Source organism: Kitasatospora atroaurantiaca, from assembly GCF_007828955.1.
In the GTDB taxonomy this organism is placed as follows: Bacteria; Actinomycetota; Actinomycetes; order Streptomycetales; family Streptomycetaceae; genus Kitasatospora; species Kitasatospora atroaurantiaca.
The window spans coordinates 4,421,438-4,433,442 of record NZ_VIVR01000001.1; the positions used below are offsets into that span (position 1 = coordinate 4,421,438).

General features: G+C 72.3%; 8 protein-coding genes. 4 read left to right on the forward strand and 4 right to left on the reverse strand.

Annotation, left to right across the window (positions count from 1 at the left end; translation table 11 throughout):
• The first annotated feature begins 4 nt into the window (after positions 1-4).
• Both fxsT and FB465_RS20350 read left to right on the forward strand, forming a co-directional pair.
• A complete protein-coding gene (gene fxsT / locus FB465_RS20345) occupies positions 5-3,994 on the forward strand; it encodes an FxSxx-COOH system tetratricopeptide repeat protein (protein WP_246193256.1) in 3,990 nt (1,329 codons plus the stop codon).
• Between the two features lie 202 nt (positions 3,995-4,196).
• Positions 4,197-5,162 carry a 2-hydroxyacid dehydrogenase gene (locus tag FB465_RS20350; RefSeq protein WP_145792582.1) on the forward strand — a complete coding sequence of 322 codons (966 nt, stop codon included), beginning with the start codon at positions 4,197-4,199 and terminating at the stop codon, positions 5,160-5,162.
• Here FB465_RS20350 and FB465_RS20355 read toward each other — a convergent pair.
• From FB465_RS20355 to FB465_RS20365, 3 genes are all read right to left on the reverse strand, one after another.
• Positions 5,155-6,030, reverse strand: a complete 876-nt coding sequence (locus FB465_RS20355) for an alpha/beta fold hydrolase (RefSeq protein ID WP_246192749.1) — start codon at positions 6,028-6,030, stop codon at positions 5,155-5,157. The two genes, FB465_RS20350 and FB465_RS20355, sit on opposite strands and share 8 nt — an antisense overlap.
• A gap of 30 nt (positions 6,031-6,060) precedes the next feature.
• Positions 6,061-7,059, reverse strand: coding sequence for a DUF4231 domain-containing protein (locus FB465_RS20360; protein WP_145792584.1), 999 nt, complete (start codon positions 7,057-7,059; stop codon positions 6,061-6,063).
• Between the two features lie 116 nt (positions 7,060-7,175).
• Entirely contained in the window at positions 7,176-7,925 is a 750-nt protein-coding gene (locus FB465_RS20365) for a sugar isomerase domain-containing protein (protein ID WP_145792586.1), read from the reverse strand.
• Positions 7,926-8,121: 196 nt separating this feature from the next.
• On the opposite strand from FB465_RS20365, the gene FB465_RS20370 reads away from it, so the two are divergent.
• Positions 8,122-8,814 (forward strand): iron-dependent transcriptional repressor DtxR, encoded by a 693-nt coding sequence (locus tag FB465_RS20370; protein WP_145792588.1) that lies wholly within the window; start codon positions 8,122-8,124, stop codon positions 8,812-8,814.
• Between the two features lie 523 nt (positions 8,815-9,337).
• Here FB465_RS20370 and FB465_RS20375 read toward each other — a convergent pair.
• Positions 9,338-10,033 carry a bifunctional DNA primase/polymerase gene (locus FB465_RS20375; protein WP_145792589.1) on the reverse strand — a complete coding sequence of 232 codons (696 nt, stop codon included), beginning with the start codon at positions 10,031-10,033 and terminating at the stop codon, positions 9,338-9,340.
• A gap of 459 nt (positions 10,034-10,492) precedes the next feature.
• On the opposite strand from FB465_RS20375, the gene FB465_RS20380 reads away from it, so the two are divergent.
• Positions 10,493-11,869 (forward strand): NsdA family TPR-like regulatory protein, encoded by a 1,377-nt coding sequence (locus FB465_RS20380; RefSeq protein WP_145792591.1) that lies wholly within the window; start codon positions 10,493-10,495, stop codon positions 11,867-11,869.
• Positions 11,870-12,005 lie beyond the last annotated feature (136 nt).

Sequence of the window (12,005 nt, forward strand, 5' to 3'; positions counted from 1 at the left end):
CCGGATGCGCGCCGAGGGCGTCGCCACCGCGGAGTCGGAGTCGCACGCCAACGAGGACCGGAACGGCCGGATCGTCACCTTCTACTCGTACAAGGGCGGCACCGGCCGGACCATGGCGCTGGCCAACACGGCCTGGATCCTCGCCGCCAACGGGTTCCGGGTGCTCACCGTGGACTGGGACCTTGAGGCGCCCGGTCTGGCGAAGTTCTTCCGCCCCTTCCTCGACCAGGCCGCCCTCGCCGGCACGACCGGCATGATGGACCTGATCACCGAGTACCGGGAGGAGGCGCTCCGCGAGGTCGACCACGCCCCCGGCTGGCACGAGGACTTCGCCCGCGTCCACCCGCACGCCCTCTCGCTCTCCTGGCAGTTCTTCCCGCCCGGCGGCAGCCTGGACTTCCTCTCGGCGGGCCAGCCGAACCGGGACTACTCCGAGACCGTGGGCCGGCTCGACTGGGACCTCTTCTACGAGCGCTTCGACGGCGGCCAGTTCTTCGACGCGCTCAAGCGCGACATGAGCCGGCGCTACGACTACGTCCTGATCGACAGCCGTACCGGGCTCTCCGACATCGCCGAGATCTGCACCGTGCAGATGCCCGACGACCTGGTGGTCTGCTTCACGCTGAGCGACCAGAGCATCGAGGGCGCCTCGAAGATCGCCCAGCACATCAACGACCGCTACCGCGACCGGGGCATCCGGATCCTGCCGGTGCCGATGCGGATCGACGAGGGTGAGAAGGAGAAGGCCGACGCCGGGCGGGCGCTGGCCCGGCTGCGGTTCGGCGGCCTGCCCGAGGGGCTGGCGGACGAGGACCTCGCCCAGTACTGGGGCTCGGTGGAGATCCCGTACCGGCCGTTCTACGCCTACGAGGAGATCCTGGCCACCTTCGGCGACCAGGTCGGCACACCGACCTCGATGCTGGCCGCCTGCGAGCGGCTGACCTCGGTGCTCACCCGGGGCCGGGTCGCCGGCCTGCCGCCGGTGGACGAGGACGTCCGGCTGCACTGGGTGGACGCCTACACCCGGCGCCGCCCGACCGTCCCCGCCGACCTCTACCTCAGCTACGTGCCCGAGGACCGCATGTGGGCCGACTGGATCGCCGCCGTCCTGGAAGGCGCCGGATTCCGGGTGGTGCCGCGGGACCTGGGCGCCGGGGCCGACTCGCGCTCGGAGACCGAGCGGGGCATCGACGCCGCGTACCGGACCGTCGCGGTGTTCTCCGCCGCGTACCTGCGCTCGCCGCAGGCCCGGGCGCTCTGGGACTCGATGGCCGGGTTCGACCCGGCGGGTACGCGGCGCCAGCTGGTGCCCGTCCGGGTCAGCGACGTCCGGCTCACCGCGCCCTTCAACAGCCGCAACCCCGTCGACCTGGTCGGCCGGGACGAGACCCAGGCCGCCGTCACCCTGCTGCGCGCACTCGGCCGGGCCGACGCGGTGCTCGACGAGGCGACCGCGGAGATCCCGCGCTTCCCCGGCACCAAGCCCTCGTACTGGTCCGTGCCGCAGCGCAACCCGTCCTTCACCGGCCGGGCCAAGGTGCTCGACGACCTGCGGGACCAGCTGGTCGGCGGGCCGACGGTGGTGCTGCCCACGCCGCAGACCCTGTACGGCCTCGGCGGCGTCGGCAAGACCCAGCTGGCGCTGGAGTACGCGCACCGGTACATGTCGCACTACGACCTGGTCTGGTGGATCGACGCCGAACAGACCGAGCTGATCCCCTCGGCGCTGGCCGAGCTGGCCACCAGGCTGGGGCTGCGGGTCGGCGACAGCGTCAACGAGGCCGCCGAGGCGGCGCGCGAGGCACTGCGCCGGGGCACCCCGACCTCCCGCTGGCTGCTGATCTTCGACAACGCCGACGAGCCCGGCGAGATCCGCCGGTACTTCCCCGGCGGGTCCGGCCACATCCTGGTGACCTCGCGCAACCAGGCCTGGTCCGGCCAGGCCGGGGTGCTCGGGGTGGACGTCTTCACCCGCGGCGAGAGCGTCGAGCACCTGTGCCGACGCACCCGCGGGCTCTCCCGGCACGACGCCGACCGGGTCGCCGAGGCGGTCGGCGACCTGCCGCTTGCCGTCGAGGTCGCGGCCGCCTGGCTGGACACCACCCGTACCCCCGTCGACACTTATGTCGCCCAGCTGCACGCCGAGGCCACCAAGGCCCTCGCGGTCGGCCGCCCGGCCGACTACCCGACGCCCGTCGGCGCCACCTGGAACGTCTCGATCGCCCGGCTGCGCGAACAGTCCCCTGCGGCCGTACGGCTGTTGCAGCTCTGCGCCTTCTTCGCGCCCGAGCCGATCTCGATGGACCTCTTCTACAGCGACCAGATGATCCGTGCCCTGGTCCAGTACGACGAGGACCTCAGCGACACCTTCATGCTCGGCAAGGTGATCCAGGCCGTCGGCCGGTACGCGCTGGCCAAGGTGGACGCCGCCAGCAACAGCTTCCAGGTGCACCGGCTGGTGCAGGCCGTGGTCCGCTCCGAGATGAGCGACGCCGACCGGGAGGCCGCGATGCACGAGGTGCACCGCATCCTGGTCGGCGCGCGCCCGGTGCTCGGCGACACCGACAACCCGGCCAACTGGCCCCGCTTCGAGAAGATCTGGCCGCACCTCGCCCCGTCCAGGGCCCAGGACTGCGACGAGCGGGAGACCCGCGAGCTGCTGATCGACCGCGTCCGCTACCTCTGGAAGCGCACCGACCTGGACCGCGCCCGGCGGCTCGCCGAGCAGCTCGACGCCACCTGGGTCGACCGGCTGGTCGGGGAGCGGGACGACTCCGAGCGCCGCAACCTTCGCCGCCAGATCCTCAGCCTCAACTTCCAGCTCGCCAACGTGCTCCGCTCCCAGGGCAACTACGCCGACGCCCTGGCGCTGGACGAGAGCACCCTGGCCGGCCAGCGGGAGCTGCTGGGCGAGCACAACCCGTACACCCTGATGACCGCCGGCTCGCTCGGCGCCGACCTGCGAGCACTCGGCCGCTTCCAGGACGCCCTCGACCTGGACCTCGAAACCTACAGCCAGTTCCGGGAGTTGTTCGGCGACGACAACCCCCGCACGCTTTCCATCGCCAACAACCTGGCCATCGACCACCGCCTGGTCGGCGACAGCGAGGCCGCGCGCGACCTCGACCAGGAGACCTGGGACCGCCGGAAGGCGGTGCTCGGCCTGAGCCACCCGTACACCCTCTCCAGCAAGTCCAACCTGGCCCGCGACCTGCGGGAGATCGGCGACTACAAGGGCTCCATCGAGCTGCTGCGCGAGGTCACCGTCGACCTCGACGCCGTCCTCCAGCCCGACCTGCCGGAGAACCTGCGCAACGCCAAGTCCCTCGCGGTCTCGCTGCGCCGCGACGGGCAGCTGCGCGAGGCACGCCAGATCACCACTCAGACGTACGAGCGCTACCTCGACCGCTACGGCGCCGAGGCGGCGGACACGCTGGCCTGCGCGCTCAACCTGGCCGCCGACCACAGCGCCTCCGGCGACAAGGAGGCCGCCCGCGACCTCGCCACCACCGTCTACGACGGGCACCGGCGGCTCTTCGGCGACGAGCACCCCTTCACCCTGGCCTGTGAGAACAACCTGGGCATCTACCTGCGCGGCAGCGGGGACGTCGAGGAGGCGATCCGGCGCGGCCGGCACACCGTCGCCGGGCTGCAGCGGGTGCTCGGCCCGGACCACCCGTTCACCCTCAACGCGATGATCAACCTGGCCAACGCGTACGGCGAGGACGGCCAGCTGGCCAAGGCGGAGGAGATGGAGCGGGCCGCGTACGCCGGTCTGTGCAACCGCTACAGCCCCAGCCACCCGGACGCCATCGCCTGCGAGGCCAACCTCGGGGTCACCCTCCGCAAGGCCGGCCGGCTCGCCCAGGCCACCGAGCTGCGCGACCACGCGGTGTCCGAGCTGCTCCGGCTGTTCGGGGAGGAGCACCCCAACACGGTGTCGGCGCGGGGCTGGAAGCGCATCAACCGGGACCTGGAGCCGCAGCCCGTGTAGACGCGTCCGCCAACACATGAGGCACCGGGCCAACCACAGGGGCGCGGGGAACTGCGCGAAGCGGTAGGGCACAGGCCGGCGCCTTCCGACCCCGCGCAGTTCCCCGCACCCCTGGGATGCCCACCTGATCGATGGCCCACCTACTGCGGACGCACCAGGAGCCCCTCGGGGGAGCTGTACCGTGTTGTAGCCTGCGGGCCTGATGACCGACACCACGCTGCCCCCCGTCCTCGTCACCCGTCGGCTCGCCCCGGGCGTGCTGGAGCGGCTGGCGCCGTCCTGCGCCGTCACCCTGCACGACGACGACCTGCCGATGCCCCGGCCCGAGCTGCTCAAGGCGGTGCAGGGCAAGGCGGCCGCCGTCACCACCCTGGACGACGTGGTGGACGGCGAGTTCCTGGACGCGGCCGGTCCGGGCCTGCGGATCGTCGCCAACCATGCAGTCGGCACCCACAACGTGGACCTGGCGGCCTGCGCCGAGCGTGGGGTGCTGGTCTCCAACACTCCCGGCGTACTGACCGCCGCCACCGCCGACATGGCCTGGGCGCTGCTGCTGGCCGCCACCCGCAGGCTCGGCGAGGGCGAGCGGTTGCTCCGTTCGGGACGGCCTTGGGCCTGGGCACCCAACTTCCTGCTCGGCCTGGAACTGGCCGGCACTCCGCTGGGCATCCTCGGCATGGGCCGGATCGGCCGGGCGGTGGCCCGCCGCGCCGCCGCCTTCGACATGCCCGTCGGCTACCACAACCGCTCCCGGCTGCCCGCCGCCGAGGAGGACGGCGCCCGCTGGCTGCCGCTGGACGAGCTGCTGGCCCAGTCGCAGGTCCTGGTGGTCGCCTGCCCGCTCTCCGCCGCCACAAGGCACCTGGTCGACGCCGACCGGCTGGCCCGGCTCCCGCGCGGGGCCGTGGTGGTGAGCATGACGGCCGGAGTGGTGGACGAGGAGGCGCTGGCCGCCGCCCTCGACTCCGGCCACCTCTTCGCCGCCGCCGTCGACAACTTCGAGCGCGAGCCGCAGGTGCCGGCCGCCCTGCTGGCCCAGGAGCGCGCCGTCCTGGCCCCGCACCTGGGCAGCGCCACCGTCCGCACCCGTCAGGCGATGGGCAGCCTGGCCGTCGACAACGTGCTCGCCGTGCTCTCCGGGGAGGAACCGCTCACCCCGGTCAGGTAGCGGACCCGGCAGCCCACTTGAGAGCCTCGGTCATCACCTTGAAGGCGCCGAAGTGGGCGGCTCCGGGCTCCAGGTAGAGCTCGGCACCCGGGATGTGGTCGGCCAGCCAGCGGGAGTGGTCGACGGGGGAGAACTGGTCGTCGGCGCCGTGCCAGAGCCGGGTGGGGACGGCGATGTCCTCGACCTTGAAGCCCCAGTTGGTGGTGAAGGCCAGCACGTCGTCGATCCAGCCGTCCGCGCCGTACCGGAACGCCTCCCGGTAGGTGCTCAGCAGCATCCGGCGGAGGCCGGAGTCGGTGACCAGTGTCCGGTCGGTGGGCGGGAGTTCGGGCACCAGGTCCTTGATCAGGCTGACCGGGTCGTCCTTGATCTGCCGGGAGCGGAACTGGAAGCTGTCGGCGAAGTGGTGCAGCCCGCGCTCGACCTCGCTGTACTCACGGACGTTGGACGGCGTCATTCCGCCGTACCAGTCCAGGCCGTCGGCGTCCCGTGGCGCCAGGCTGACCAGCGCGGCGACCCGGCTCACCCGGCCGTGCAGCAGGGCCGCACAGGCCAGGGCGTGCGGCCCGCCGCCGGAGCGGCCGAGGACGGCGAAGTCGTCCAGCCCCAGCGCGTCGGCGATCGCCTCGACGTCGGCGACCGCCGAGCTGACCCGGCGGCCGGGCAGCCGGGCGGAGTCCCCGTACCCGGGACGGTCGAAGGCGATCAGCCTGACGCCGAGCCGGTAGAGCACGGAGCTGCGCGGGTTGGGGCCGACCCGGCTGCCCGGGGTGCCGTGCAGCAGGAAGACCGGTCTGCCGTGCGGATCCCCGAGCGTGTCGACAGCCAGAGTGCGGCCCCCGGCCACCTCGACGCGTCGATGCGACACTCGGTACCTCCTTGTTCGGGGATGGGGGGACTAGCTGGGCACGTCCAGGCTGCGCACCTCGCGGCGGGCCTGCCAGGTGGTGTGCTCGCGGGAGATGGCGTCCTCGGCGTCCCGTGCCAGCCGGGCCCAGGTCTCCTCGGCGTCCGTGGACTCCACCTCCAGCTGCCCCAGCTGGACGTCGATGACGGCCAGTTCGGAGGCGGCCAGCGAGTACGCGGCGGCCTGCGGGCGGTACTGGCGCAGCTGCGCCCAGGCCGAGATCGAGGCCGCGACGGCGGAGACGGTGCCGAGCGCGTCGTAGCTGAAGTAGTCCAGTGCGCGCATGACGGCCAGCGCCAGCCCGAGCAGGGGCAGCGCGATGCCGAGCAGGCTCGCCCAGCGGCTGGCGTTGGCGCAGTGCCGGGCCTTGTTCCGGTACCACTCGCGCTGGGTGCGCACCCGCTCCCGCAGGTACACGTCGCGGCGCACCGCGAGGGGTTGGTCGCGCAACTGCCGCATGGTCTCGGTGATCTGCGGGTGGTGCGCCGGCCGCCCGGCCAACGGGCCCTGCCAGGAGCGCAGTTCGTCCTGCACGCGGTTGAGCTGCGGAATCGCCCGGCTGGTGCCGAACTGGCCGAGAATGCCCCCCAGTTGGACGTCGTAGAGCCGCTCGGCGTCCGGCAGGGTCTTCGGCGGCGGCTGGTAGGCGTCGGCCCGGACGGCGTACTTCCAGGACAGTGTCTTGACCGACTCGGCCGCCGCCCGGCCCTCGTACCAGAGGCCCTGCGGGTTCTGCCGGCTGGTCACCGCCGCGAGGCCGACCGTACAGAGGTAGGCGAAGGCCGCCACCCAGGCCCAGACGTTGCCGTCGGCTGACCCGGCCGCGGCGGCCGCCACCAGCAGCAGCAGCTCCCAGCGGGAGAGCGCGATGGAGCGGCGCTGCCCCTGCAGGGAGGAGGAGTCGGCTGTCCAGAACAGCTCGGGCAGCAGCTCGTCCTCCCGTACCCAGCCCATCGAACGACCTGCCCCCGCCGCCATGTCGGCCCCCACCGTCTCAGTGTCCCCAGCAGGTACGTACTGCCCCGAGCGGTGGGCGGGTACGCCTGGTGTCCGGCCAGTATGCGTGCCAACTCCCGTTCGGGACAGGGGACGTGACCGGGAGCTCGTCAGAAGGTGTAGAAGATCCGCTCCGCGTTGTCGGCCATCGCCTTGGCGTTCCAGTCGGTGCCGCCGTCGACGTTGCCCGAACGGAACAGCGGGGGAGTGACGCCTTGGTCGGCCAGCCGGCCGACGGCCGAGGCCACCACGGCCTGCATCACTGCGCTGGTGACGATGGTGGAGACCGAGCCGAAGGTGGTCTCGGCACCCGGATGCGTGAGCTCGCCGTCGCCGACCGCGATCTTGCTGTCCAGCACCACGTCGCAGTGGTCCTTGAGGTACGTGCCGGAGGGGTGCTGGGAGGTCACCTCCCCCGGATAGGCGAGCGAGGTCACCCCGACCACGTGCAGACCCCGGGCCCTGGCGTGCTGGGCCAGCTCGACCGGCATGACCTGGCGGCCGGAGAGCGAGATCACGAAGAGCAGGTCACCGGCCTGCGCCGGGGTGAGGTCCAGGGTGGCGGTGGCCAGGCCGGAGACCCGCTCCAGCGCGCTGCCGAGCGGGGCGGGCATCACGTTGACGCCGGTCATCCCCGGGACGTTCAGCAGATTGATCACCACCAGGCCGCCGGCCCGGTAGACCACGTCCTGGGCGGCCAGCGAGGAGTGCCCGGCGCCGAAGGTGAAGATCCGCCGCCCCCGGGCGACGGCCTCGGCCAGCAGCTCGGCGGCCCGCTCGATGTTCGCGGCCTCCTCCGTCCGGATCCGCTGGAGGTGGGCCACTGCGGCGTCGAAGTACCGCCCGACCAGGTCGCTCATCAGATCTCCGTACCGCGCTGGGAGGCCTGGTGGTCCAGACCGCAATGGAGAAAGCTACGGTCAGCACCGTCCTGCCTGGGGTGGGCGTCTGTCAACAGGGACAAAAAGCCCCGAGCGACAGGCCCGTGCGGCTCCGGTTGTCGGTGCGGTAGGTCAGAATTGGCGGTGAGGACACCGAGGAACGGAGCCAGCTGCGATGTCTGGGCTGATCGACACCACTGAGATGTACCTTCGCACCATCCTGGAGCTGGAGGAAGAAGGCATCACCCCGATGCGTGCCCGGATCGCGGAGCGCCTCGAACAGAGCGGTCCCACGGTCAGCCAGACCGTCGGCCGGATGGAGCGCGACGGCCTGCTCCGGGTCGCGGGCGACCGGCACCTCGAGCTCACCGAGGAGGGCCGACGGCTCGCCGTCCGGGTGATGCGCAAGCACCGCATCGCCGAGTGCCTGCTGGTCGACGTCATCGGCCTGGAGTGGGAGCAGGTCCACGAGGAGGCCTGTCGGTGGGAGCACGTGATGAGCGAGACGGTCGAGCGCAAGGTGCTCGCCATGCTCGGCCACCCGACCCAGTCCCCGTACGGCAACCCGATCCCGGGCCTGGACGAGCTGGGCGACACCAAGGCCGAGGGCGAGGGCTTCGACTCCGCCCTGGTCACGCTGGACGCACTGCGGCCGGGTGACGGCGGCACCAGCGTGGTGGTCCGCCGGATCGGCGAGCCGATCCAGACCGACGAGCACCTGATGCGTACGCTGCGCCGGGCCGGTGTCCGCCCGGGTGCGACGGTTCGGGTCGCGGTCGGGGTGGGCGGTGTCCTGGTCGGCACCGGTGACGACGCGGCCGAGCTGGAGAAGGACATCGCGGCGCACGTCTTCGTCGCCCAGGCCTGACCTTGTCCGGACAGCTTGAGGGCCCGGTGCATCCCCATGCACCGGGCCCTGCCACTCCTCCCCGCTCCCCTCCGGTCCCTCCCTGATCCCTCCCCGGTCCCCCTGGTCCCCCACTCCGTGCCACCCGGCCACCCCGAGCGCGGCCGGTGCCACGGCCCCCCGCGTCCCCCCACACCCCCCCGGTCCCGCCGGCCACACTCGGCTTCCCCGTCCGAGCGCCCTCCCGGCCGTCCCCCGGTCCTTTCGCCCCCTCTGCCGCCGCTCCTCCCGTCTCGTCCGTACCGCCCCTCTCGCTGGAATTTCTCCCCTCGGCAGATCGCGGCAATCCTTGAGCGTTGTCACTCGTACGAGGGGCTTTCCGCGTTGACGATCGGGTACACCGATCTCTTATCCGTACATGCGTCTGACGGACCCCGTCTCCGGTGGGAGACAAGGCCCGTCAGATGCGCGCGGGGTCTCGCGCGGAGCACACCCTCACCCGATAGGCGTAGGGCGGCCGTCGGTGGAGCCTGCTGAGGTGCCGTCAACGCACCGCCGCGGGCTGGGACTGCGGGGTCCGGACGGAGGGTGCCTCGCGGCCGCAGGCGTACGCCAGCGGGTTGATCAGCTCCGCGGCGTCCGGCAGCCAGCGGTTCAGCGCGGACGGCGGCCGGGCCCACTGGGCGAAGCTGTACGGGCCGACCCGGGACGGCGGCGCGACGATCCAGTCGCCCTCGCCGCGGGCCACCAGGTCGAGCCGGCCGGGCGCCCAGCCGAGCTTGCGCAGCATCTCCGGGAGCTTGGTCAACACCCCGGGCAGCACCAGGAAGAGCAGCCGCCGCCCGACCTGACCGGCGGCAGCGGGGACGGCCACCACCGGGCCGAGCTGAAGCCCCATCCGCTCCATCCGGGCCAGCGCCAGGCAGCCCGCCACCTCCGGGACGTCCAGCACGTCGAAGGAACGGCCGGTCGGCAGCAGGATCGAGGCCTCCGGATTCTCCGTCCACCAGCGCCGCACCACACCGGGGCCGGCGCTCGCCCTACGGCGCCAGTCCTCGCTGGTGGGGTGAGCGCCCGGCATCCGGCAGTCCGGATCGCCGCAGGAGCAGCGGGTCGGGCCGTCGCCCTCGATCAGCCATGTGCCGGGGGCGACTTCCCAGTGACGGTCCTCTGCGTAACTGACGGCTTCGATGAGAAGCGGGGGCAGGCCCTGCTCGGGGGCTCCTGGGGTGTCTTCCACGTGCTGCTCAACTACCGTCGGTGAACAGAGTTACGGCCTCCGGCGGGGGAACCGTACGCACTCGGGTGCCCCCAGCGCGCGGGGAAACCGAACGCACACGGGCAACCACAACAGGGGCGCGGGGAACTGCGCGATCAACCGTGCACCTACGTCGTGCCTTGGTCGCGCACGCAGTTGATCAAACAGAGCCCCGCGCCCCTGTAGGTACCCGACTGCACACGGTTCTGGGGCCGCCCATGTGCGTTCGGTACTGCTGTTGGGGGCGCTACCGGCGCAGGCGGGGGCGCACGGGGGCATTTGGCAGGGCGCGTGGGGGGTCGGGTCGTCACCGTGGGTATCCCGCTGGTGTTGCTGATCGCTAACCTTGGGTCAGAAGCCTTAACCGGTCGGCACGTCGGCACCAGAGCAGCAGAATCGTCGCCCGCCGGTCAGGGCCGGGGGCGTGGGGAGGCGAAGCCCATGGCCGCGAGACCACTCGTCGCACGACAGCCCAACGAGCGTTTGCAGCAGCTGATCCAGGAGGCGAGCTGCTCGAACGCGGGCCTCGCCCGCCGGGTGAACCTCTGCGGTGCCGAGCACGGGCTCGACCTGCGCTACGACAAGACCTCCGTCGCCCGCTGGCTGCGCGGCCAACAGCCGCGCGGACAGGCGCCGGCGGTGATCGCCGAGGCGCTCGGCCGCAAACTCGGCCGCGGTGTGACGGTCGACGAGATCGGCATGGCCGACGGCAAGAACCTCAGCTCCGGCGTGGGCCTGCAGTTCGCCGCCACCCTCAGCGGGGCCCTGGACCAGGTCTGCGAGCTCTGGCGCAGCGACGTCGGCCGCCGCGAGTTCCTGGCCGGTGCCACCGTCGCGGCCTCCGCCCTGGTCGAGCCCAGCCGGGACTGGCTGATCACCCCGCCCGACCCGGTGGTGGCCCGCACCGGCGGGCCCAAGGTCGGTCTCGCCGACGTGGCGGCGATCCGTGCCACCACCCAGATGCTGGTCGAGCTGGACCACCGCTTCGGCAGCGGGCACGTCCGCCCGGTCGTGGTGCACTACCTCAACAGCGTGGTCTCCGGGCTGCTCAGCGGTGCGTACCGGGAGGAGACGGGTCGTCAGCTCTTCGGGGCCGTCGCCCGGCTCACGGAGCTGGCCGGGTACATGGCGGTGGACACCGGACAGCCCGGCCTGGCGCAGCGGTACTACATCCAGGCGCTGCGCCTGGCCCAGGCGGCGGACGACCGCGGGTACGGCGGTTATGTGCTGGCCGCCTCGATGAGCCACCTGGCGGCGACGCTGGGCAACCCGCGGGAGATCGCCCAGCTGGCCAGGGCCGCCCAGGAGGGCGCCCGCGCGGTGGCCACCCCGACCGCGATGGCGATGTTCTACGCGGCGGAGGCCCGCGGCCACGCGCTGCTGGGCGACGCCCGCTCCTGCGAGGCGGTCGCGGCCAAGGCGCTGGCGGCGATGGAGCAGCGCAAGCCGGAGGACGACCCGGACTGGATCGTCCACTTCGACGAGGCCTATCTGGCCGACGAGTTGGCGCACTGCCACCGGGATCTGGAGCAGGCGGTGCAGGCCGAGCGGTACGCCCGTACGGCACTCGAGCTGCACCCGCCGACGAGGGTGCGGCGGCGCGCGGTGGACTTGGTACTGCTGGCGACGGCCCAGCTGCAGCAGCGTGACGTCGAGCGGGCCTGTGAGACCGGTGCGCAGGCGGTGCGGCTGCTCAGCGGGCTGCGGTCCAACCGGGGCGTGGAGTACCTGGACGAATTCCGCCGCAGGCTGGAGCCGTACCGGGACCACCGGGTGGTGCGGGAGTTCCAGGCACGGGCGGAGGTGGAGGCTGCGTGAGAGATCTCCGGCCCGCGTAGTCACCTGTACCGGTGAACCGGTAGCGTGGGCGCGATATATCGGCGTCACTGCGTTACCGAGGTTGCCGAGCAGTAGTGGTCCGCCGTCAACGAGCGCGCGGAAGAACCGAGGAAGG